Genomic DNA, 23,159 nt, shown 5'->3' with positions numbered 1-23,159 from the left:
ACTCTGTCAAAATGATGAAATCCTTGAAAGGCGGGCGCGTTGACAACCCTCAGGCCCAGCCATATCTGTGCCGCCACAGGCTCGGGTCGGGCGGTCGTCGCGCGACCGCACCCTGGGCAGCCGGCCCTCGGATTGCTGGATTACCAATCATTTCGCGCGCGCACCTGTATCCTGATAGGTGCCTGAGCGTCACGATGAGTTGATAGTGGCTCGAGCGAACGGCATCAAGGCTGCGAAGTCACACCGCAACAACAGGAAGCTGGCATGATCGGCGCGCTCGCCCGCAAACTCTTCGGCTCCGCTAACGACCGCAGGGTCAAGGGCTACCAGACGCGGGTTGCCGCGATCAATGCGCTCGAACCGGAACTGGCCGCGCTGTCCGACGAGGCGCTACGCGCCCGCACCGCTGAATTCCGCGCCGAGCTCGCCAACGGTAAGACACTCGACGACCTGCTGGTACCGGCGTTCGCCACCGTCCGCGAAGCCGCCAAGCGCACCCTCGGCCAGCGCCACTTCGACGTCCAGCTGATCGGCGGCATGGTGCTGCACGAGGGCGACATCGCCGAGATGAAGACCGGCGAAGGTAAGACCCTGGTCGCGACGCTGGCCGTGTACCTCAACGCACTCGCCGGCAAGGGCGTCCACGTCGTCACCGTCAACGATTACCTCGCCAAGCGCGACTCCGGCTGGATGGGCCAGATCTACGGCTTCCTCGGCATGACCACCGGCGTGATCGTGCACGGCCTCGACGACGCCCAGCGCCAGGCGGCCTATGCCTGCGACATTACCTACGGCACCAACAACGAATACGGCTTCGACTATCTGCGCGACAATATGAAGTACCGGCTGGAGGACATGGTCCAGCGCGGGCACAATTTCGCGATCGTCGACGAAGTCGACTCGATCCTGATCGACGAAGCCCGGACCCCGCTGATCATCTCCGGTCCGCTCGACGACCGTTCTGACTTCTACAACACCATCGACACCTTCATCCCGCGACTCGACAAGTCGGACTACGACGTCGACGAGAAGCAGCGCACCGTGACACTGACCGAAGCCGGCATGGAGAAGATCGAGACGCTGCTGCGCGACGCCGGCCAGCTTCGCGGCGAGTCGCTGTACGACGTCGAAAACGTCTCGGTGGTGCACCACGTCAACCAGGCGCTGCGCGCCCACGCGCTGTTCCAGCGCGACAAGGACTACATCGTCCGCAACGATGAGGTGGTGATCATCGACGAATTCACCGGCCGCATGATGCAGGGCCGGCGCTATTCGGAAGGCCTGCACCAGGCGCTGGAAGCCAAGGAGCACGTCACCGTCCAGCCGGAAAACCAGACGCTGGCGTCGATCACCTTCCAGAACTACTTCCGGATGTACGACAAGCTCGCCGGCATGACCGGTACGGCGGCCACCGAGGCCGACGAGTTCTTCGACATCTACAAGCTCGAGGTGGTCGAGATCCCGACCAACCTGCCGATCGCCCGTCTCGACGAAGACGACGAGGTGTATCGCACCCAGCAGGAGAAGTACGCCGCGATCCTCGCCGAGGTCGAGCGCGCCAACAAGCGGATGCAGCCGGTGCTGGTCGGCACCGCCTCGATCGAAAAGTCCGAGGTGCTGGCCGAGTATCTGAAGAAGAACGGCTACAAGCAGATCGACTTCACCGACCCGAAAGGGATGGACAAGCTGTACGCCGCCGCCCGCGCCGGCAAGCCGGCCAAGCTGTTCGCGGTGCTGAACGCGCGCTTCCACGAGCAGGAAGCCTATATCGTCGCCGAAGCCGGCGTGCCGGGCGCGATCACCATCGCCACCAACATGGCTGGCCGCGGTACCGACATTAAGCTCGGCGGTTCGCTGGAGATGCGGATTCAGCAGGAAGCCGCGCACATCACCGACGAAGCCGAGCGAGCGGCGAAGATCACCGAGATCAAGGCCGACATCGAACGCTTCCGCGACATCGTGCTGAAGGCCGAAGACGAAATCGAAATCGAGCCTGCCAAGGGCAACAAGCCGGCCAAGACCGCCAAGCGCCCCGGCGGCCTGTACATCATCGGCTCCGAACGTCACGAGAGCCGCCGTATCGACAACCAGCTGCGCGGCCGTTCCGGCCGTCAGGGCGACCCGGGCCGCTCGAAGTTCTTCCTGTCGCTGGAAGACGACCTGATGCGGATCTTCGGCTCCGACAAGCTGGACACCATGCTGACCCGCCTCGGCCTGAAGGAAGGCGAGGCGATCATCCATCCGTGGATCAACAAGGCGCTGGAAAAGGCGCAGCAGAAGGTCGAGGCGCGCAACTTCGACATCCGCAAGAACCTGCTGAAATTCGACGACGTTCAGAACGACCAGCGCAAGGTGATCTTCGATCAGCGCATCGAGCTGATGAAGGAAGACAGCGTGGCCGAAACGGTCGCCGACATGCGCCACACCTACATCGAGGACCTGGTCGCCAAATACGTGCCCGAGCACGCTTATGCGGAGCAGTGGGACGTCACCGGGCTGAAGGCCGAGGTCGAGCGCGTGGTCGGCCTCGACATTCCGGTCGACGAATGGGCCAAGGAAGAAGGCATCGCCGACGAAGAGCTGATCACGCGGCTGGAGCGGGTGTTCGACGAGCACATGGCCGCCAAGGTCGGTCAGTGGGGCGCGGACGTGATGCGCTACGCCGAGAAGAGCATCCTGCTGCAGACCCTCGACCATCTGTGGCGCGAGCATCTGGTGATGCTCGATCACCTGCGCCAAGTGATCGGCCTGCGCGGCTACGGCCAGCGCGATCCGCTGCAGGAATACAAGTCCGAAGCCTTCAATCTCTTCCAGGAGATGAGCTCGCACCTGCGCGAGGCGGTTACGGCGCAGCTGATGCGGGTCGAGATCATTCCGCCGGATCAGCCGCAGGAATTGCCGCCGATGGAGGTCCACAAGATGGACCCCGACACCGGCCAGGACGAGATGGCGCTGGCCAGCGTGACGCTGGCACCGGCGCAGATCACCGACAAGGCGGACCGCGATCCGAATAAGCCCGAGACCTGGGGCAAGGTCGGCCGCAACGAGGACTGCCCGTGCGGAAGCGGCAAGAAGTACAAGCACTGCCACGGCCGCTACGCCTAAGCGCCGCCAAGCAGATCAAAAGAACGAGCAATGCCCGGCCTCACCGCCGGGCATTTTGCTGTTTGCTGTCTGGAAAGTCGGCCACCGCAGCCGTCATTCCGGGGCGCGCAGCAAAGCTGCGCAAACCCGAAATCCAGATGTTCTTGAAATCCTGCCGGTGTCGACACGGCGAGATTCCGGATTCGCTCACTGATGCGAGCGCCCCGGAATGACTGGCCGATGGACTTTGCTAAAGAAGCGCGAGCCGCCTCAGCGGAACGCCGAGAACCGGCTGTCGAACGAGTTCGACGACACCACCGGCGCGCCGCCGGAGATCATGCCGGATGGCCTGGCGGGGGCCGACGAGGTGGTTTCGGCATCGACGCTCGGCTTCAGCGGCGGCCGCGACGCGGCGGCCTGCTTGGTCTCGGCAGCCTTCGGCGCGGCACCTTGCGGACGCGGCGCCGGCTCGTGGCGCGCCGCGGTGCTGGCCGGCGCAGACGGCGCCGGCCGGGCGGCCGCGGTGGATTCGCCAGGTTTGTGGCTGCCGGCGAGCAGTCCGCCGATGTCGTCCTTCGACGCCGAGGCGACCCGCGCCTTCGCGGCGGATGCATTCGATTCCGCCGGAGCGGCAACCAGCAGATTATCCGACGGACGCGGCGGATTGACGGTCGGCGGGATGGTGCCGGGGGCGCGGTCGAACGAGGCGACCGACAGCGACTTGTCCTCGGGCACGTCCGACAGGCCGGTCGAGGCATCCGGAATCTTCGAGGCGAACACGTGGTTCATGCCGCCGTCGATGCCGGTGTTCAGCCGGGCCACCGGGGTGCCCTTGGCGACCAGCTCGGCGATCTTGATGTTGTCCTGCTTGTCCTTCTCGCGCACCGCCTCGGCGATGTCGGGACGGATCTCATAGGTCGGACACTTGGCCGAGGCGTTGAACTGCAGCGGCCTGCTCGAGCCGGGCGGCGGCGCGGCATCGAACACGTATTTATGCTCGCAGAAGTCGACCTTCGGCTCCTGCCGGGTGACTTCGAAATGGTCGTAGCCTTCCTTCAGCATCTTCCAGAACGGCATGTTCGGGTTGTTGCGATGCTTGGCGAAGTTCACCGGCGTCATCTTGAACGGATAGGCTTGCAGCTGGAACGCGCGCTGGCCGCCGAAGAACGACTCGCGCCCCAGCGCGTAGATCTCGGCAATCTGCTCGTCGGTCATCGCGTAGCAGCCGCGCGACGAGCAATCGCCGTGCACCATCAGCTGCGAGCCAGTGCGGCCGAGAGACTTGTCGAACGCGTTGGGATAGCCGGTGTTGAACGATAGATAGTATGAGGACTGCGGGTTCATCTGGCCCGGAGAGATCGAATAGAATCCCTCGGGTGCCTGACGGTCGCCTTCGCGGATCTTCGGTCCCAGATCGCCGGACCAGCGGCAGATCGGATAGGACTTCAGCAGTTGGAAAACGCCGGTGCGGTCCTGCTTCCAGACCTCAAGCTCGGCTTCCTGCTTAAACAGTCGCACCAGGATCGGCGACTGCAGGTCCATATTCTTTTCCTGCATCGCCGCGACCAGCTTGGGCGGCACCGGCTGATTGGCCTTGGCATTGGTCGCCAGCGCCATCTGATCGCTGTTGCAGCCGGCGAGCAAAGGCATCGTCGCGAGCGCCGCTGTCAGCATCAGCGCGCGTACAAGCGGGCTTTTCGTCACCACGAAGCTCCCCCGACGACCGGCAAACCCGCACCCCACATTCGAGCTATCCAGTCGTCCAGCTTCCGCGCGGCCTTCTCCAGCACCGGATCTTGCAAGATCCGGCGGATTCGACCGCTCGCATTTACCAAACTCTGCACCGCGTTGGCCCCAAACCGCTGGGGCCGTGTGCAGTCTGCCAAGATTATCCTTAAGCCCTTGGGGTCGCAAGCCGATCAGGCCGGCGGCGGGGCGGTCCGGAGATCATGGTCAAGGAACATTGAATCGCCGGCGCGCGGCGAAACTGCGGCCGAGCGCCGAATTTCGAACCAGCGGTGCGGATTTGGTTAAGATTTGATCAATTCGGCGAACTGGAGGCGAGCCGGTCCCGATCAGGCCAGCTTGCGGCCGATATCGAGGAACTTTTGCCGGCGCTGGGCGCGGATCGCATCGCGGCCCTGGCCCTTCAGCTCGGCAAAGGCGGCCGCGATCGCATCGCCCGCGGTGGCGATCATCGCCTCCGGATCCCGATGGGCGCCGCCCTTCGGTTCGGCCAGGATCTGGTCGATCACCCCGAACCTCAGCAGGTCCTGGGCGGTGATCTTCATCGAATTCGCCGCTTCCTGCGCCTTGGTGCCGTCGCGCCATAGGATCGAGGATGCCGCTTCGGGCGAGATCACGCTGTAAACGGCGTGTTCGAGCATCAGCACCTTGTTGGCGGTGGCGATCGCGATCGCGCCGCCGGAGCCGCCCTCACCGATCACCAGCGCGACGTTCGGCACGCCGAGCTGCAGGCAGGCGTCGGTCGAGCGTGCGATCGCCTCGGCCTGGCCGCGCTCTTCGGCGCCGATGCCCGGATAGGCGCCGGCGGTATCGACCAGCGACAGCACCGGCAGGTCGAAGCGGTCAGCCATTTCCATCAGCCGCACGGCCTTGCGATAGCCTTCCGGCCGCGCCATGCCGAAATTATGCCGGAGCCGGGTTTCGGTGGTCGAACCCTTTTCCTGGCCGATGACGCAGACGGCTTCGCCGCGGAACCGGCCGAAGCCGCCCACCAGCGCCTCGTCGTCGCCGAACTTGCGGTCGCCGGCCAAAGGCGTGAACTCGGTGATCAGACCTTCGATGTAATCGACGCAGTGCGGCCGCTGCGGATGACGCGCGACCTGGGTCTTCTGCCACGGCGTCAGCGCCGCATAGAGATCCTGCAGCGCCTGCTGCGCTTTCTCTTCGATCTTCTCGATTTCCTCGTGGATGTCGCTGCCGGAGGCCGCGAGCGTGCGCAATTCGTCGATCTTGGAATCGAGTTCCGCCACCGGCTTTTCGAAGTCGAGATAGCTGCGCATGGGCCCGGACATGACTTTGGCGATATGGGGAGGAAAGCTGCGGCCGATAGGGCCGCCCGGCTTTTCAAGCCATCCGGGAGCCAAGTCAAGCGGCTGGGACAAATGCCGCAGCGCCGGATCGTCCACCAGCCGGCACGGCTCGCGCCGGTCGGGAGGCCGGCAGCCGGCGGTTGAACCGCACAAGCGCTGCCGGCTGCGGTCGAAATCGATGACGCTTCGGTAAGTTGATTTTCACTCGCCGATCTGATGGCTCGGCACCGCCCCTGCCCTAGCCAGAAAGTCCAACATGACCGCCTCAGACGACGCTCCCATCTCGACCGATCGCTTCATGTTCGGGCGCGCGCAGCGCTGGCTGCACTGGTCGATGGCGCTGCTGATCTTCGCGGCGATCGGACTCGGCATCGTTTCGGCCTACTATCCGTCAGGCCAGCAGCCACGGCAGGGTTTGCTCGAACTGCACAAATCGATCGGCTTCACCATCCTGGCGCTGCTCATCGTCCGCATTGTATGGCGGCTGATCAGCGGCGAGCCGCCATATCGGCAACCGCTCGGACATCTCACCGAAATGGCGGCGCGCGCCGGCCATCTCGCGCTCTATGGGCTGATGCTGTTCATGCCGCTCAGCGGCTATCTGTTCTCCGGCGCCGGCGGCTACTCGCTGCCGTGGTTCGGACTATTTCAATGGCCGCGTCTGGTGCCGCGCGATCACGCCCTCTCCGAATGGGGCCAGATGCTGCATGACCGCGGCGCCTGGGTACTGGGCGCGGTGCTGGCGGTGCATCTCGGCGCGGTGTGCTGGCATCAGTTCGTCAAGCGCGACGAAGTGCTGTCGCGGATGTCCGGCCGGGCTTCCGAAAGCTAGCGCGGCTCAGCGGCCTTCGCCGAGCGGGTGCAGATCACGCACCAGGCTCTTCAGCCGCTCCTCGACCACATGGGTGTAGATCTGCGTGGTCGAGATGTCGCTGTGACCGAGCAGCGTCTGCACGATCCGCAGGTCGGCGCCGTTGTGCAGCAGGTGACTGGCGAAGGCGTGGCGCAGCACGTGCGGGCTCACCAGACGCGGCGACAGCCCGGCGCGCGCCGCCAGATCCTTCAGATCGCGGGCAAAATGCTGGCGGGTGAGATGCCCGCTCTCGCCGAAGGACGGAAACAGCCATTTCGAGGCCGGCGCGCCCATGGTTTCTTTGGTGGCAGCCGCAACCTCTTCAAGATAGCGCGCCATCGCCTGCTTGGCGCCGGCGTTGAGCGGCACCAGCCGCTCCTTGTCGCCCTTGCCGCGGACCACGATCATCCGAGCGTCGCGCCGCGCCGCTGAGAGCGGCAGCGACACCAGCTCCGAAACGCGCAGCCCGGTGGCGTACAGCACTTCGAGCAGGCAGTTCAGCCGCGCCGCGCGCAGCCGGGCCGGTCCCTCGGCGGCATCGGTCTCCTGCCGGGCGCAGGCCAGCAGCCGGTCGACATCGGCGATCGAAAGCACCTTCGGCAGGCTGCGGCCCCGCTTCGGCCCAGCCAGGATCGCAGCCGGGTCGTCGGCACGAATCCGCTCGCTGAGCATGAACCGGAACAGATGGCGCAGCGCCGACAGCCGGCGGGCGACGCTGGAGGTGGCGAAGCCGCGGTTGTCGAGATCGGCCAGATAGGCCCGCAGTGCCGCGGTGTCGGCGGAGCCGATGCTGAGTCGGCGGCGGGACAGGAAGTGCGACAGATCCGCCAGATCGCGCCGATAGGCATCGAGCGTGTTGGCGGAAGCGCCCTGCTCTGCCGCGATCATGTCGAGAAACAGCTCGGTCAGCCCGGCGTCCGAATAGGAGGCGGGACGCAGCGGCGCGGCTTGAGGCTCCGGCGCCGGCAGCGCGGCGGCTTTGGATGTGGTTCGCGGTCGACGCATGCGACCAGCCTAGCGGCTATTTCTTGAGAAATTTGTCCGGGCCGATCGTCACGGTCATTTCGCGGCTGTTCGGCCCGACGAAATTGGCCAGCGCGAAAATCGTCCCGTAAATGATACCGCCTACCACACCAATCACCGTCAGGAACCGAAAGAGGGTAGGCATTCGCGAATCTCGGCAGCGGCAGGCGTTTGGCGGCGACGCGCGACTACGACCATGTTCGCCCTTCCCTTGCAAGAGACTCTGGCAAGCCCGGCGACCGGGGTAGTATAGCTTGCCCTTTCAGTCCCACGGATGCCGCGAATGTCTGAAACCGTACCGACGGCTGCTGCCGGCAGGTCGCCCCAGGAAGCCGAGATCGTCGCGGCGCTGGGCGATCGCCCGGTCGTGCTCATCGGCATGATGGGCGCCGGCAAATCCACCGTCGGGCGCCGGCTGGCGCTGCGGCTCGGGCTGCCGTTTCTCGACGCCGACACCGAAATCGAATCGGCCGCGGCAATGACCATCCCGGAGATCTTCGAAACCCACGGCGAGCCGCATTTCCGCGACGGCGAGGCCCGGGTGATCGCCCGGCTGCTCGACGGCGGCACCAAAGTGCTGGCGACCGGCGGCGGCGCTTTCATGCGCGAGGAGACCCGTGACCGGATCCGCGAGAAGGCGATCTCGATGTGGCTGGAGGCGGAGGCCGACGTGATCCTGCGCCGGGTCAAACGCCGCGCCGACCGGCCGCTGCTGAAGACGCCCGACCCGGCCGGCACCATCGCCCGGCTGATCGCCGAGCGCTACCCGCTGTACCGCGAAGCCGACATCACCATCGCGTCGCGCGACGTGCCGCACGAAAAGATCGTCGACGAATGCGTCGCCGCGCTCCACCACTATCTGTGCGGCGCGCCCGCCCCAACCTTGAGCGAGACTTCATGAACGCCCCGCAGAAACACTCCGCCCCGATCACCGTCGAGGTCGCCCTCGGCGACCGCGCCTATGAGATCGTGATCGGCCGCGACGTGATCGCCTCGCTGGGCGAGCGGATCGCCAAGCTGCGGCCCGGCGCCCGCACCGCGATCGTCACCGATCGCACCGTGGCGAAGACCTGGCTGAAGCGCGCCGAGGAGGTGCTGGATCAGGCTGGCATCGCGCATGCATCGGTGATCGTCGGCGAAGGCGAAAGCTCCAAGAGCTATGCGGGCCTCGAACAGGTGTGCGAGGCGCTGATCGCCGCCAAGATCGAGCGCAACGATCTGGTGATCGCGCTCGGCGGCGGCGTGATCGGGGATCTTGCCGGCTTCTCCGCTTCGCTCCTGCGCCGCGGCGTCGATTTCGTGCAGGTGCCGACCTCGCTGCTGGCGCAGGTCGATTCCTCGGTCGGTGGCAAGACCGGCATCAACTCGCCGCAGGGCAAGAACCTGATCGGCACGTTCCATCAGCCGGTGCTGGTGCTGGCCGACACCGCGATTCTCGATACGCTGTCGCCGCGCCAATTCCGCGCCGGCTATGCTGAAGTGGCGAAGTATGGCGCGCTCGGCGACGAGGCGTTCTTCGCCTGGCTCGAAGCCAATCATGCCGAGCTGTTCAGCGGCGGCGCCGCACGCGAGCACGCGGTGGCCACCTCGTGCCGGGCCAAGGCCGCCATCGTCGCCCGCGACGAGCGCGAGACCGGCGACCGCGCGCTACTCAATCTCGGCCACACCTTTGGCCACGCGCTGGAAGCGGCGACCGGGTTCTCGGACCGGCTGTTCCACGGTGAGGGCGTGGCGATCGGCATGGTGCTGGCGGCGGAATTCTCGGCCGAGCGCGGCATGATGCCGGCGGCCGACGCGCAGCGGCTCGCCAAGCATCTCGCCGAAGTCGGCCTGCCGACCCGGCTGCAGGACATCGCCGGCTTCACCCAGGAAGGCCTTGCCGACGCCGACCGGCTGATGGCGCTGATGGCGCAGGACAAGAAGGTCAAGCGCGGCGAACTCACCTTCATCCTGATGGAAGGCATCGGCCGCGCTGTGATCGCCAACAAGGTCGAGCCTGCGCCGGTGCGCGAATTCCTGCAGCGGAAACTGGCGCAAGCCTGACGGCCGCTGCGGCGCCCTGCGCTGACGCAGGCGAACCCAAGAGCATCATGAACTCGACTCTGAGCAACGTTCTGATCGCGGTCCTGCTGCTGATCGCCAACGCCTTCTACGTCGCGGCGGAGTTCGCGCTGGTGCGCAGCCGCGGCTTCCGCATCAAGGCAATGGTCGAGAAGCAGCGGTTCGGCGCCGAACTGGTGCAGCACATCCTCGGCAACGTCGAAGCGTATCTGGCTTGCTGTCAGCTCGGCATTACGATGGCGTCGCTCGGGCTCGGCTGGGTCGGCGAGCCGACCGTCTCGGCGCTGCTTGCACCGGTGCTGCAGCCGATGGGCCTGTCGGAATCGGCGCAGCACTTCATCGCGTTTCTCGGCGGCTTCCTGTTCTTCTCGTCGCTGCACATCGTGATCGGCGAGCAGGTGCCGAAAACGCTGGCGATCCGTCAGCCGGAGCCGGTGTCGCAGTGGATCGCCTATCCGCTGCACATCTCGTTCATCCTGCTGTATCCGCTGAACTGGCTGCTGAATCAGGCCTCGCGCGGCGTGTTGAAGCTGCTCGGCGTCGAAGAAAACTCCGAGCACGAGATCCTGACCGACGTCGAAATCGAGGGGCTGGTCGGCGAATCCGCCGAGCACGGCAAGATCGAAAGCGGTGAGGCTGAGTACATCCAGAACGTATTCCGGTTCGGCGAACTGGTGGTGTCGGACGTGATGGTGCACCGGACCGCGATGGTCACCGTCAATGCCGATCAGCCCAGCGAACAATTGGTGAAGGAAGTTCTGGCGACCGAATACACCCGCGTGCCGCTGTGGCGCGACAAGCCGGAGAACATCGTCGGCGTTCTGCACGCCAAGGATCTGCTGCGCGCACTACGCGCCGCTGACGGCGACGCGTCCAAGATCGATATCGGCAAGATCGCGCTGCAACCCTGGTTCGTGCCGGAGATGCGTCCGGTCTCAGAACAGCTCAAGGCTTTCCGCACCCGCAAGACTCACTTCGCGCTGGTCGTCGACGAATACGGCGAAGTCGAAGGCATGGTGACGCTCGAGGACATCCTCGAGGAAATCGTCGGCGATATTTCCGACGAACACGACGTCGTGGTCGCCGGCGTCCGCACCCAGCCGGACGGCTCGGTGGTGGTCGACGGCTCGGTGCCAATCCGCGATCTCAACCGCGCGATGGACTGGAACCTGCCGGACGAGGAAGCCACCACGGTGGCGGGCCTGGTGATTCACGAGGCACGGTCGATTCCGGACCGCGGTCAGAACTTCACCTTCCACGGCTTCCGCTTCCGCGTTCTGCGCCGCGAGCGTAACCGCATCACGGCGCTGCGAATCTCTCCCGTGCCGCGCGACGGCGAGGCCGATCTGATCGAAAAGAAGAGCCGGAAGACACGAGCCGGATCAGCCTAAGCGATTTGTTCGCTCAGGCTTCGCCGGGCGCTTTGGCCTTGATGGCGAGCGCGTGCACGCCGCCTTTCAGTTCCGGCGCCAGCAGGTCGTTGACCATGCGGTGACGATCGACCCGGCTCTTGCCCGCGAAGGCCGCCGATACGATATTCACCCGGAAGTGAGTCTCGCTGCGACCGGCGTGACCCGCATGACCTTCATGTAGGTTGGATTCGTCGATGACGTCGAGGCTTTCGGGCGTGAAAGCTTCGCGCAACTTCTGCGTGATAGTGTCCTGCGTGCCCATGCCGTGATGCCCCACCCGTTCGGCCGTTATTCCGTCAAATCCGTCTGCGACGCATCAACCCGGGGGCTGCTCGGAATGTCAAGACTTGAAGCCCGGAGCGTTGCGTAGTCAAAGTCCGCCCATGCCAATCGACTCGTCCAAATTCTTCGACAAGATCCGCGTCAAGCCGCGGGCCGCGGAAGTGGCGCGTGAAGCCGCGCGCGAACAGGTGCGGATGTGCGACGCGCCCGGCTGTACCAGCCGCGCGGCGCATCGTGCGCCGAAGGGCCGCGGCTACGAGAAGGATTACTGGCACTTCTGTCTCAACCACGTCCGCGAATTCAACCAGGGTTATAACTTCTTTGAAGGGATGAATCCGGATGACGTCGCCCGCTATCAGAAGGACGCGCTGACCGGTCATCGTCCGACCTGGAAGATGGGGCAGAACGGCGCCAAGAGCCGCGCCCGCAGTCCCGAGGATCTCGAAGGCGCCGCCGATCCGTTCAATGTTTTCAACGAATTCACTGGCAGCCGCCGCCGGCGTCGCGGGCCCGATCCGGCCGACGAGGCGCGCGCCGAGCCGCGCAAGGTGTTCAACGCCGAGCGCAAGGCGCTGCAGGTGATGGGTCTCGACAGCGACGCGACGCTCGAAGTGGTCAAGGCCAAGTACAAGGCGCTGGTGAAGCAGCATCATCCCGACGCCAATGGCGGCGACCGCTCGACCGAAGACCGCCTGATCGAGATCATCAAGGCCTACAACTATCTAAAGACGGTGGTGCGGAGCTGAACACTCTCGGCGGCACCTGCCCGTCCCTGGCGCATGACGCCTGCGTCGTTGAGCTTGATTGAAGCTAAGCCGGCGTGCCCTTCCAGCGCCGATACGCCCATAGCCCCAGCAACAGCGTTCCGGCAACGCCGGCGAGCACCGGCAGCCAGTGGTGCAGCGTCGTGTGGCTGCGCTCGAGCGCGGTGGCGGCGATCACGCCCGGCAGCACATGCGCCGGGGCCCACAGCAGGATCGCCGGGACATCGACGGCAAAGAACCGCTGCGGCGTCATCTGCAGTGCGCCGGCGGTGACCGGCACGAAGGCACGGATCGGCGGTACGAACCGGCCGAACAGCACCGCCCAGGTGCCGTAACGCACGAAGAACGCTTCGGCCTTCGCCACCACGTCCGGATAGGTCGACAGCGGCCACGTGCTCAAAATGCGGCGCTGCCCACGATGGCCGGTCCAATACGCCGCACCGTCGCCGATCAGCGCGCCGGCGATCGCCGAGGCGAGAACGCCAATGAGACTCAGTTCGCCACCGGGAATCAGCGCGCTCAGCGCCAGGATCACGGTCGAGCCGGGCATCAGCGATCCCACCACCGGCACGGCTTCGAGCAGCGCCGCCAGAAACAGCGTCAGATAGGCGAGGCCGGGATGCGACGCGGCAAAATGGACCAGCGAGTCGAGCAGTGAACTCAAGGCGGTGGGGCTCCAACGAGACGGACAGGCAGTTGCGACAGCTTACGACCCCTGCCCTGCCGAAAAGTTGCACGCCGATTCGGCATCGCCCACCGAATCCGCAACACAGCCTTCACAAAACCGCGTCACGCTCCTATCTCAATGAAACATCGACGGAACTTTGATCGCGCGGCGGGCTTCTGCGGATCGCGGCTCTCTGCTAGGTTCAATTCCGCACTCAACCGCATCCACCAACGAAGATCGGGTTTCGGGCGCGTCCGGGACCACGGAGGATTGATGACCGCCGCTACGACCACCGCTCCGGAGATCACTGGCTTACCCGACATGAAGGTGTCGGTCCGGCAGGTCTTCGGCATCGACAGCGACCTTGAAGTTCCGGCCTATTCCGAGGTCGACCCCCACGTACCGGATGTTGATCCGGATTACCGTTTCGATCGCGCCACCACCCTGGCGATTCTGGCAGGCTTCGCCAAGAACCGACGTGTGATGGTCACCGGCTTCCACGGCACCGGCAAGTCGACCCACATCGAGCAGGTCGCGGCGCGTCTCAATTGGCCGTGCGTGCGCGTCAACCTCGACAGCCACATCAGCCGTATCGATCTGGTGGGCAAGGACGCCATCGTGGTTCGCGACGGCAAGCAGGTCACCGAATTCCGTGACGGCATCCTGCCCTGGGCGCTGCAGCACAACGTTGCGCTGGTGTTCGACGAATACGACGCCGGCCGTCCCGACGTGATGTTCGTGATCCAGCGCGTGCTCGAGATTTCCGGCCGGCTGACGCTGCTCGACCAGAACAAGGTCATCAAGCCGCACCCTGCCTTCCGGCTGTTCGCCACCGCCAACACCATCGGCCTCGGCGACACCTCGGGCCTGTATCACGGCACGCAGCAGATCAACCAAGGCCAGATGGACCGCTGGTCGATCGTCACCACGCTGAACTATCTGCCGCACGACGAGGAAGTCGAGATCATCCTCGCCAAGGCCAAGCACTATCGCAACGCCGAAGGGCGCGACATCGTCAACAAGATGGTCCGGCTCGCCGACCTGACGCGTAACGCCTTCGCCAACGGCGATCTGTCGACGGTGATGAGCCCGCGCACGGTGATCACCTGGTCGGAGAACGCCGAGATCTTCGGCGACATCGGTTTCGCGTTCCGCGTCACCTTCCTCAACAAGTGTGACGAGCTGGAGCGGCCGCTGGTGGCGGAATTCTATCAGCGCTGCTTCAACGCCGAGCTGCCCGAGAGCTCGGTCAACATCGCGATGAGCTGATCCCATGCCTTCAGTTTCCGTCGACCGCACTTATGGCAAGACCAAGAAGGCGGTTCTCGACGGACTGAAGGCCTACAACAAAGAGCAGTGGGGACGGCAGAAGTACAAGCGCTTCGCCGTCTCACTGCGAAACGGAGAGCAAATCGTCGGAGGCGTCGTCGGCGAGATGTGGTCGACGGTACTGTTCATCCAGTACTTCTGGATCGAGCAGGCCTACCGGGGCAAACGACACGGCAGAAAGTTGCTCGCGGCAATCGAGGACGAAGCACGGAAGTTTGGAGCCACGAGGTCATATCTCGACACGATGAGCTTTCAGGCTCCAGGCTTCTATTCGACCTCCGGTTATAAAAAGTTCGGCGTCATCGACGGTTATCCTGACGATGTGACGCGGCACTGGTTCATGAAAGCGCTATGAGCACCACGACCAACACAAAGCTCCGCACCGGATCGAAGGAAGCGCCGACCGAGCCGTTCAAGCGCGCCGTCACCTCGTGCCTGCGTGCGATCGCCAAGGCTCCGGAGCTGGAGGTTACTTTCGCGGCCGAGCGCCCCGGACTCGCACCGGGCAAGGCGCGGCTTCCCGAGCCGGCGCGCAAGATGAGCAAGCGCGACGCCGCAATCGTGCGCGGCCACGCCGACTCGATCGCGCTGAAGCTCGCCTGTCACGACCCGAAGGTGCATCGCAAGCTGATGCCGGGCAATCCGCAGGCCCGCGGCGTGTTCGAGGCAGTCGAGCAGGCGCGCGTCGAAGCGCTCGGCGCACGGCGGATGGCGGGCGTCGCCAAGAACCTCACCGCGATGCTCGACGATCATTTTCATCGCGGCAAATTCGACGAGATCACCGACCGTGCCGACGCGCCGCTGTCGGACGCGCTGGCGATGCTGGTGCGCGAGCGGCTGACCGGGCTGGCGCCGCCTACCGCGGCCAAGAAGCTGGTCGACCTGTGGCGGCCGGTGCTGGAAGACAAGCTTGGGTCGCGGCTCGATCAGCTCGAACACTTCGCCGACAACCAGGCGAAGTTCGGTGACGTGATCCACGACATGCTCGACGCACTCGAGCTCGGCGACGATCGCGACACCGAGACCGACGAAGACGAGAACCAGGACGACAAGCAGGAAGGCGAGAACGATCAGTCCGGCGCCGAGGGCGAGCCGCAGGGCGAAGCCGCGCAGGAGATGAGCGCCGAGCAGGCCGAAGCGACCAGCGACGAGGTCAGCGACAGCCAGATGGAAAGCGCCCAGGCATCGACCTCCGACGCCTTTGACGATTCCGAACTCGGCGAGGACGAAACGCCGGGCGAAGCCACCCGCCCGCACAATCGCGGCGCCAACGAGCCGCGCGGGCCGGAGTATCACGCCTTTGCGCCGAAGTTCGACGAGATCGTCGCCGCCGAAGATCTCTGCGACCACGACGAGCTGGAGCGGCTGCGCAGCTATTTGGACAAGCAGCTGGCGCATCTGCAGGGCATCGTCGCGCGCCTCGCCAACCGGCTGCAGCGCCGGCTGATGGCGCAACAGAACCGCGCCTGGGACTTCGACCTCGAAGAAGGCATTCTCGATCCGGCGCGTCTGTCGCGCGTGGTGATCGATCCGTTCCATCCGCTGTCGTTCATGAGCGAGAAGGAAGCGACGTTCCGCGACACCGTGGTGACGCTGCTGCTCGACAACTCCGGTTCGATGCGCGGCCGCCCGATCACGGTGGCGGCGACCTGCGCCGACATTCTGGCGCGCACGCTGGAGCGTTGCGGCGTCAAGGTCGAGATCCTCGGCTTCACCACCCGCGCCTGGAAGGGCGGGCAGTCGCGCGAGGCCTGGCTTGCCGCCGGCAAGCCGGCCAATCCGGGCCGGCTCAACGACCTGCGGCACATCATCTACAAGTCGGCGGACGCGCCGTGGCGCCGGGCTCGCAAGAACCTCGGGCTGATGATGCGCGAGGGCCTGCTCAAGGAGAACATCGACGGCGAAGCGCTCGACTGGGCGCACAAGCGCCTGCTCGGCCGCCCCGAGCAGCGTAAGATCCTGATGATGATCTCGGACGGTGCGCCGGTCGACGACTCGACACTGTCGGTCAATCCCGGCAATTACCTCGAACGGCATCTGCGCCACATCATCGAGGAAATTGAGACCCGCTCGCCGGTGGAGCTGATCGCGATCGGCATCGGCCACGACGTGACGCGCTACTATCGCCGCGCCGTCACCATTGTCGACGCCGAAGAGCTCGGTGGCGCCATCACCGAGAAGCTCGCCGAACTGTTCAGCGAGACCGCCACCCCGGCCGCAACGCCGGGTCCGCGCCGGCGTCGTCTACACTCGTGAGCGCTCTTAGGCTGAGATGAGCCGATGAACGCTCCGCGGGGCGAGGCTGGGAAGCGGAGCGATCCCACGGCGACAGCCGTACCGGACTTCGCCACGACGACGCGCCGCAAGTTGCTTGCGGCCGGCTTGTCACTGGGCGGCGCCGCGGCGTTGGCCGGTTTCGCGCAGACCCTTGCGTTGGCGCAGGCCAAGCCTGTCGAAGCCGACGAGCTGACACCGCCGGCACCGCGTTCGATCGAGGTGCGGGCTCGCCCCATCGATCACTTCGATTTGCGCGATCGCGCCCATCGCCAATTCGGCGCGCTGCAGTTTCGCAGCGGCCTGATCCTGACGTCCGGCTTCCGCGGGTTCGGCGGGTTGTCCGCACTGCGCCTCGATCCCCGCGGCGAGCGGTTCGTTGCGATCAGCGACAAGGCAACTTGGTTCACTGGCCGCATCGTCTATGACGGAATTGCGCTGAGCGGTCTTGCCGACGTCGAAGCGGCGCCGCTGCTGGGCCCCGACGGCATGCCGCTGCGGTCGCGCAAGTGGTACGATAGCGAGTCGCTCGCGTTCGACGGCGGCACAGCCTATGTGGGCTTCGAGCGCGTCAACCAGATCGTCAAGTTCGACTTCGGCCGCGACGGCATCCGCGCGCGTGGCCAGCCGATCGCAGTGCCACCGGCGCTGCGCAAGCTGCCCAACAACAAGGGCATCGAATCGCTGGTGGTGGTGCCGAAGCCGCACGCGCTGGCCGGCACGCTGATCGCGCTGTCCGAACGCGGTCTTGATGCCGAGCGCAACACCATCGGCTTCCTGATCGGCGGCAAATCTCCCGGTCAGTTCTCGGTCCGCCGGACTGCCAACTACGACATCGCCGACGCCGCGCTGCTGCCGGGCGGCGAGCTGTTGATCCTGGAGCGCAAGTTTTCCTGGTTCGAAGGCGTGCATATCCGCATTCGCCGGATCGCACTGAGCACGATCGTCCCGGGCGCAACCGTGGATGGCCCAGCGATCTTCGAGGCCGACCTCGGCAACGAGATCGACAACATGGAAGGGCTCGACATCCATGTCGATGCCACCGGCGCGATCGTGCTGACGATGGTGTCGGACGACAATTTCTCGATGCTGCAGCGAACCCTGCTGCTGCAATTCACGCTGGAAGCCGACCAAAGCCGCTGATCGCGATTGCGCCGGTTCACGCCGGCCGTGCCGCCGCGGCCCTGCTCGGCTGGGCCGGCTCGGCGGCGGCGGTCGATCGCGCCGCTTCGGCCTCCTGGGCGGTCGCCAGGGCACGGCGGATCATCCGGGCGAGATCGCTACGCCGATACGGCTTCGACAGCAACAGCACGTCGGAATCGATCCGGTCATTATGGATCAGCGCGTTCTCCGAATAGCCGCTGGTGTACAGCACCCTGAGTCCCGGCCGACGCTTGATCATCTCGGCCGCAAGCTGCACGCCGTTCATCGGGCCGGGCATCACCACGTCGGTGAACAGCAGATCGAATGCGGTATCGCTCTCGCCGATCGACAGGGCTGCGGCGGCGTTACCGACCGACAACGTGGTGTAGCCGAGGCTCTTGAGCTGGGCGTTGACGTAGCTGCGCACCATGGCGTCGTCTTCGACCACCAGGATCGTCTCGGTACCACCGATCGCGTTCTGCTCGATGGCTGGCGCGGCCTCGGCGTCGACCTGGATCTGGGCTCGCGGCAAATACAGCCGGAACGTCGTGCCCTGCTCCTCCTCGCTGTCCAGCGTGATGTGGCCGCCGGACTGCTTGATGAAGCCGTACACCATGCTGAGGCCGAGCCCGGTGCCCTTGCCGACCTCCTTGGTAGTGAAGAACGGATCGAACACCTTGCTGCGGATCGACTCCGGAATGCCGCAGCCGGAATCCGTAATCGCGATCATCACGTAGTCGCCCGGCGCCAGATCACCGAACCGCTTGCCGAGATCCGGATCGACCACGACGTTGCTGGTCTCGATCGTGAGCTTGCCGCCCTTCGGCATCGCGTCGCGTGCATTCACCGCGAGATTGACCAGCGCCGATTCAAGTTGGCCGCGGTCGACATAGATCGACCACGTATCTGGCGCGAGCACGGTCTCGACTTCGATCGGCTCGCCGAGCGTCGGCCGCAGCAGGCTCTGCAGGCCCGACAGCAGCGCGTTGACCTCGGTTTCGTCGGGCCGCAGCGGCTGCTTACGCGCAAAGGCGAGCAGCAGCCGGGTCAGCTCAGCCCCCCGGTCGGCCGCCTCGCTGATCAGCTTGGCGATCGCCGCCAGATGCGGCTGGTCGGCGACACCGTCGCTGATGATATCGATTGTGCCGGTGATCACCGTCAGCATGTTGTTAAAGTCGTGGGCGATGCCGCCGGTCAGCTGTCCGATCGACTCCATCTTCTGCGATTGCCGCAGCTGCTCTTCGAACGCGATCTTCTCGGTCAGGTCGCGCATGAAGACGTTGACGACGAACCGCCCCTCGACCGGCAGCGCCGTCATCGAGACTTCGAGGGCGATCGGCGAGCCGTCACGCCGAACAGCTTCGATCTCGATGCGATGGCCCTGAATCACGCTCATGTCGTGTTCGATCGCTTCGATGAAGCGTCGATAACCGGTCTTGATTTCTCTGGTTTGATCCGGCGGGAGCGCTAGCTCGCCGAAATCCTGACCGATCGCTTCCTCGCGGCTCCAGCCCAGCATCGACTCGGCGTGCGGGCTCCAATCGGTGATCCGCCCCTGCGCGTCGAGCTGCACAAACGCGTCGAGCGCCGTATCGATGATCGCGCGCGACATCTGCTCGCTGCGGCGAAGCGCGTCCTCGGCCTTCTTGGTCTTGGTAATGTCGTGGTAAACCATCACGGCGCCCTGAATCTCGCCGGTTTCATTCCGCAACGGGCGGCCGTTCGCGATCAGATAGGAACGGCGCGTCGAGCCGATCGGCTGCACCGCGAACTCGAAATTGATGATGGTCTCGCCGCGATAGGCGCGGAGCAGCGGCGACTGATCCTGTGCCATCGGATTGCCGTCCGCATCGAACCGGTCGAACGATCGGGTGGTGTTGAACATGCCGACGCCAGACAGCTGGCCGAAGGTTTCCCGAGCGGCCGGATTGGTGAGAATCACCATGCCATTGGCATCGGCGACCAGCACCGGATCGACCATGTTGTCGATGGTGTTCTGCAGTACTTCAGCGATCCGCGAGCGCTGCTCGACTTCGGACGCCAATGCCTCCGCCTTGCGCTGAGACTCGGAAGCCATCCGCGTAAAAGCGTCGGCCAGCATGTTGATCTCGTGGCCACCGCCGGTTTTCACCTTGACCGGCACACCGCTCGATGAGAACGCGACGATGGAATTGGTGATCCGCACCAATGGCCGCGTCAGCGAGCGCGCCAGCGGAAACGCCATCAGCATCGCCACCAGGATCGCCACGGTGCCGCCCAGGATGGTGGAATTCCGCACCGCCGTTTGCACCGACGTCAACGACACGTAGGGCCGCATTTCCACCACCGCGAGCCTCGGCCCGTTCGGCAGCTCAGCCCAGTCCCACCCAGCGCCGAAGCGTTCGCCGGCGCTATCCGCGACCAGGGTCGGTGTATCGCCACCCTTGCGCAGAAACAGCAGTTCGGACATCCGCGGGAAGTCGTCTTGAATGAGACTTGGTTTGCCGAGGTCAAAGCCGAATTCACGCGACCGATCGGGATGCAGCAGGTAATCGCCATCGGCGTTGACGACGTAGATGATGCTGCTGCCGTCGGAGCTCTCGCGGATCCGCTCGAGCAGGCCGCGCAGATCGGTATTGATGACGAGGAGACCGAGCCGCGTGCCATCGGCCCCGTCGATCGGCGCCATGGTCCGCACCGTCGGCACGTAGGGTGTCTCGAGTCCGGTCGCAGTCTTGTTCAGCTCGACCTTCGACATCGCCACTCGGTTGGGCGGCAACGCCATGCCTTCCTTGAAGTACGTGCGATCGCCGCGGCGGGTCAGCTCGGACTGCGGCACGGCGCGGATGCTGTTGTTCGGACCGAGCCGATCGACCCGCACCAGCTCGCGGCCGCCGTCCTCCGGGCCGATCACGCGCAGAATTGCACAGCTCGGCTTGGCCACCAGCTCGGCGATGAAACGGGCTTCAATCCGCCTGCGCCAGTTCGCCGGCTCCTCACCGGTCGTCTGCAGGCTTTCGCGGCGGGCGGTGAGTAGGTCGCGCAATGCCGCCGAGGACTGTGCTCCGACCGCATCGGCGTGCGTATTCTGCAGCGAGGTCTCGATCAGCAGCGCGTTGAGCTGAGCGTGGGTGTGAAGCCGCATCAGCGCCCGCGGCATCACCAGATCGACGACGTTCTGGTAGTTGAGAAATCCGAGGACCGCGGTGGTCACCAAAACCAGCGCTACCATGGCGAGGGTCAGCCGGGTCGACAGTTTCATGAAGGCCCCTGCGATGGCGACCGCACCGGCGCGCATGGAAGGGCGCCGGCGGCGGCTTTTGCTGCGGTATGCGCTCGAATGGGCGATCAGACCGACGTGAAGAAGTTGTGCGATCGGCCGATCGCTCCGTCACCTCGGGAAAGTACGTGATTCGAACGAAGGTATATTCCTGGTAGTGATACCGGGACGTCGCACCCTCGAATGCCGGTGGCCACGCAGGGGCCTGCGGCCGCCCATCCGGACCAGCACGCACGACAAAACGGCCGGGTCGAACGACCCGGCCGCCGAAATCTCAATCAGGCCTGAACTGGCGAAGCGGCGATCAGCTCGCCGCGGCAACCGGCGCGCCCGCCGTCTTCTTGGCGATCGCGCGCTTCAGCTCCACCGCCTTCGGCGACAGCTCGGCGTCGCGAGCCTTGAGCAGGTAGGCGTCGAGGCCACCGCGGTGGTCGACGCTCTTCAGCGCGTTGGTCGAAACCCGCAGCCGCACCGCGCGGCCGAGCGCGTCCGACAGGAAAGTGACGTTGACCAGGTTGGGCAGGAAACGCCGCTTGGTCTTGATGTTCGAATGGCTGACCTTGTGGCCGACCTGGGCACCCTTGGCGGTCAGTTCGCAGCGCCGAGACATGGCGAAAATCCTCTGTCATCCCCCGCCGGCCCACCAGCAGGCGCGGGGCTTCATCATTCGTCCGTTTTCAGGAACCGCGGACCTATAAAAGGGCTGGCGCGCAGCGTCAAGCGACGGCTGCGCCGGAACCCGAAAATGCCAAATCGGGAACTGCCGTGAGGTGCCCGGCGATACGCGGATTTGCGGGCACCATCAAGCATCTGGCACCATATAAAGGACGTAATCGGTTCCGACACCAACAAATCGGCCCGGTGCGAGTTGACCCATCGACGGCGCCTCCGCGCCAGGCAGGACATCGTTCGTGAACATCAGCAGCCGCCACATTGCCACTGTCATTCCCGCGGCGACCCGGTACGCGGGTCTGGGCGGGCTGCTGGCTGCCGCCGCGGTGCTGACGGCTGTTCCTGCGGCTGCTCAGGGCAAGCTCGACGCCCGCTATGAAGCGTCACTCGCCGGAATCGAGGTCGGCAAGGGCGCCTGGGTGATCCAGGTCGACGATGATTTCTATTCGGCGTCCGCGACCGGGACGACCTCCGGCGTGATGCAGGCGTTTTCCAGCGGTCACGGCCGCGGCGAAGCGCAGGGCCGGGTGATCAACGGCCAGCTGGTGCCCGGCAACTACATGGCCAGCATCACGGGCGGTAAGAAAACCGAAACCATCCGCATCACGCTCGCGAACGGCAACGTCAAAGAGTCGAGCATCGAGCCGGAGCCGCCACCGGACGACGACCGCATCCCGGTGACGGACGCGCATCGCCGCGGTGTGATCGATCCGATGACGGCGTCGTTCCTGCGGGTGCCGGGCACCGGCGACGTGCTCAGCCCAGACTCCTGCCGGGTGTCGACGCCGATCTTCGACGGCCGCATGCGATACGATCTGCGGATGGAGTACAAGCGCACCGAGACAGTGAAGGCCGAAAAAGGCTATCGCGGACCGGCGCTGGTCTGCGCGGTGTATTTCAACCCGGTGTCAGGCTACATTCCGGATCGTGCCGCGATCAAATATCTGATCAAGCAGCGTGACATGGAAGTCTGGCTGGCGCCGATCGCCGGCACCCGCGTTCTCGCGCCCTTTCGGCTGAAGATCCCGACGCCGGTCGGCAACGCGATGCTCGAAGCAACGCAATTCATCACCCAGGCCACACCGCCGAAGTCGGCGTCACGCGCGCAATAGAGCGCGGCCCCGCCTGCCTGCGATCGGCGGCGTTGAATCATGTTGACTCCCGTCGGAATCGCGGAACGCATGAACCGCGGCGAACTCACCCGGGCGAAGAGGATAATGGCCTGTCTTTTCACCTGATCTTGAGCGCGCGGCTGAGCCCTGTACGACATATTGCGTCAG

At 65.1% G+C, this 23,159-nt stretch carries 19 protein-coding genes; 11 read left to right on the top strand and 8 right to left on the bottom strand.

Translation table 11 applies throughout. The features are described 5' to 3' along the window. The first annotated feature begins 264 nt into the window (after positions 1–264). The gene (gene secA, locus VRZ08_RS03425) at positions 265–3,105 is read left to right on the top strand and encodes a preprotein translocase subunit SecA (protein WP_414531570.1); all 2,841 of its coding nucleotides are present in this window, start codon (positions 265–267) and stop codon (positions 3,103–3,105) included. 249 nt (positions 3,106–3,354) lie between these two features. On the opposite strand, the gene VRZ08_RS03420 is transcribed toward secA, so the two are convergent. Together VRZ08_RS03420 and VRZ08_RS03415 are read right to left on the bottom strand one after the other, a co-directional pair. Then, on the bottom strand, positions 3,355–4,788 hold the full coding sequence (locus tag VRZ08_RS03420; protein ID WP_414531569.1) for a L,D-transpeptidase family protein: 1,434 nt from the start codon (positions 4,786–4,788) through the stop codon (positions 3,355–3,357). 371 nt (positions 4,789–5,159) lie between these two features. Then, positions 5,160–6,122, bottom strand: coding sequence for an acetyl-CoA carboxylase carboxyltransferase subunit alpha (locus VRZ08_RS03415; protein WP_107342720.1), 963 nt, complete (start codon positions 6,120–6,122; stop codon positions 5,160–5,162). A gap of 274 nt (positions 6,123–6,396) precedes the next feature. Here VRZ08_RS03415 and VRZ08_RS03410 point away from each other — a divergent pair, with 274 nt between their 5' ends. Beyond that, positions 6,397–6,972, top strand: a complete 576-nt coding sequence (locus VRZ08_RS03410) for a cytochrome b (RefSeq protein WP_414531568.1) — start codon at positions 6,397–6,399, stop codon at positions 6,970–6,972. A gap of 6 nt (positions 6,973–6,978) precedes the next feature. Here the strand turns inward: VRZ08_RS03410 and xerD are convergent, their stop codons facing one another. Both xerD and VRZ08_RS03400 read right to left on the bottom strand, forming a co-directional pair. Beyond that, complete coding sequence (xerD, locus tag VRZ08_RS03405) at positions 6,979–7,998, bottom strand: site-specific tyrosine recombinase XerD (RefSeq protein ID WP_414531567.1); 1,020 nt, start codon at positions 7,996–7,998, stop codon at positions 6,979–6,981. Between the two features lie 16 nt (positions 7,999–8,014). After that, positions 8,015–8,161: a hypothetical protein gene (locus VRZ08_RS03400; RefSeq protein WP_011156073.1), complete on the bottom strand. Its 147-nt coding sequence runs from the start codon at positions 8,159–8,161 to the stop codon at positions 8,015–8,017. A 138-nt stretch (positions 8,162–8,299) separates the two neighbouring features. Here VRZ08_RS03400 and VRZ08_RS03395 point away from each other — a divergent pair, with 138 nt between their 5' ends. From VRZ08_RS03395 to VRZ08_RS03385, 3 genes are read left to right on the top strand one after another with little or no spacing between them, the layout of a single operon-like run. Next, complete coding sequence (locus VRZ08_RS03395) at positions 8,300–8,917, top strand: shikimate kinase (protein ID WP_107354033.1); 618 nt, start codon at positions 8,300–8,302, stop codon at positions 8,915–8,917. Beyond that, complete coding sequence (gene aroB, locus VRZ08_RS03390; protein WP_414531566.1) at positions 8,914–10,059, top strand: 3-dehydroquinate synthase; 1,146 nt, start codon at positions 8,914–8,916, stop codon at positions 10,057–10,059. The genes VRZ08_RS03395 and aroB overlap by 4 nt, the downstream gene beginning before the upstream one ends. A 47-nt stretch (positions 10,060–10,106) precedes the next feature. Further along, on the top strand, positions 10,107–11,468 hold the full coding sequence (locus VRZ08_RS03385) for an HlyC/CorC family transporter (RefSeq protein WP_107342715.1): 1,362 nt from the start codon (positions 10,107–10,109) through the stop codon (positions 11,466–11,468). Between the two features lie 13 nt (positions 11,469–11,481). Here VRZ08_RS03385 and VRZ08_RS03380 read toward each other — a convergent pair whose 3' ends face one another. Then, positions 11,482–11,751, bottom strand: a complete 270-nt coding sequence (locus VRZ08_RS03380) for a BolA family protein (RefSeq protein ID WP_107342714.1) — start codon at positions 11,749–11,751, stop codon at positions 11,482–11,484. Positions 11,752–11,872: 121 nt separating this feature from the next. Here VRZ08_RS03380 and VRZ08_RS03375 point away from each other — a divergent pair, with 121 nt between their 5' ends. Then, on the top strand, positions 11,873–12,517 hold the full coding sequence (locus VRZ08_RS03375) for a J domain-containing protein (RefSeq protein ID WP_164635896.1): 645 nt from the start codon (positions 11,873–11,875) through the stop codon (positions 12,515–12,517). A 64-nt stretch (positions 12,518–12,581) separates the two neighbouring features. Here the strand turns inward: VRZ08_RS03375 and VRZ08_RS03370 are convergent, their stop codons facing one another. After that, positions 12,582–13,199: a DedA family protein gene (locus tag VRZ08_RS03370; protein ID WP_414531565.1), complete on the bottom strand. Its 618-nt coding sequence runs from the start codon at positions 13,197–13,199 to the stop codon at positions 12,582–12,584. A gap of 276 nt (positions 13,200–13,475) precedes the next feature. Here VRZ08_RS03370 and cobS point away from each other — a divergent pair, with 276 nt between their 5' ends. Genes cobS through VRZ08_RS03350 form a run of 4 tightly spaced genes read left to right on the top strand, consistent with a single transcriptional unit; the run spans position 13,476 to position 17,948 of the window. Further along, positions 13,476–14,471, top strand: a complete 996-nt coding sequence (gene cobS / locus VRZ08_RS03365; protein ID WP_107342711.1) for a cobaltochelatase subunit CobS — start codon at positions 13,476–13,478, stop codon at positions 14,469–14,471. Between the two features lie 4 nt (positions 14,472–14,475). Further along, positions 14,476–14,886: a GNAT family N-acetyltransferase gene (locus VRZ08_RS03360; protein WP_264054063.1), complete on the top strand. Its 411-nt coding sequence runs from the start codon at positions 14,476–14,478 to the stop codon at positions 14,884–14,886. Beyond that, positions 14,883–16,787 (top strand): cobaltochelatase subunit CobT, encoded by a 1,905-nt coding sequence (gene cobT / locus VRZ08_RS03355; RefSeq protein ID WP_264054062.1) that lies wholly within the window; start codon positions 14,883–14,885, stop codon positions 16,785–16,787. Before VRZ08_RS03360 ends, cobT begins: the two co-directional genes overlap by 4 nt. 24 nt (positions 16,788–16,811) lie before the next feature. Continuing rightward, positions 16,812–17,948, top strand: a complete 1,137-nt coding sequence (locus VRZ08_RS03350) for an esterase-like activity of phytase family protein (RefSeq protein ID WP_414531564.1) — start codon at positions 16,812–16,814, stop codon at positions 17,946–17,948. Positions 17,949–17,964: 16 nt separating this feature from the next. Here VRZ08_RS03350 and VRZ08_RS03345 read toward each other — a convergent pair whose 3' ends face one another. After that, on the bottom strand, positions 17,965–21,189 hold the full coding sequence (locus VRZ08_RS03345) for a PAS domain S-box protein (RefSeq protein ID WP_414531563.1): 3,225 nt from the start codon (positions 21,187–21,189) through the stop codon (positions 17,965–17,967). Positions 21,190–21,511: 322 nt separating this feature from the next. Continuing rightward, the gene (rpmB, locus tag VRZ08_RS03340) at positions 21,512–21,817 is read right to left on the bottom strand and encodes a 50S ribosomal protein L28 (protein WP_107342708.1); all 306 of its coding nucleotides are present in this window, start codon (positions 21,815–21,817) and stop codon (positions 21,512–21,514) included. Between the two features lie 301 nt (positions 21,818–22,118). On the opposite strand from rpmB, the gene VRZ08_RS03335 reads away from it, so the two are divergent. Then, on the top strand, positions 22,119–22,991 hold the full coding sequence (locus tag VRZ08_RS03335; protein WP_414531562.1) for a DUF3108 domain-containing protein: 873 nt from the start codon (positions 22,119–22,121) through the stop codon (positions 22,989–22,991). Positions 22,992–23,159 lie beyond the last annotated feature (168 nt).

The organism is Rhodopseudomonas sp. G2_2311, assembly GCF_047501505.1.
Classification (GTDB): Bacteria; Pseudomonadota; Alphaproteobacteria; order Rhizobiales; family Xanthobacteraceae; genus Rhodopseudomonas; species Rhodopseudomonas palustris_H.
The sequence above is the reverse complement of the archived record's forward strand: the minus strand, read 5'-3'. Positions and strand labels throughout refer to the sequence as shown.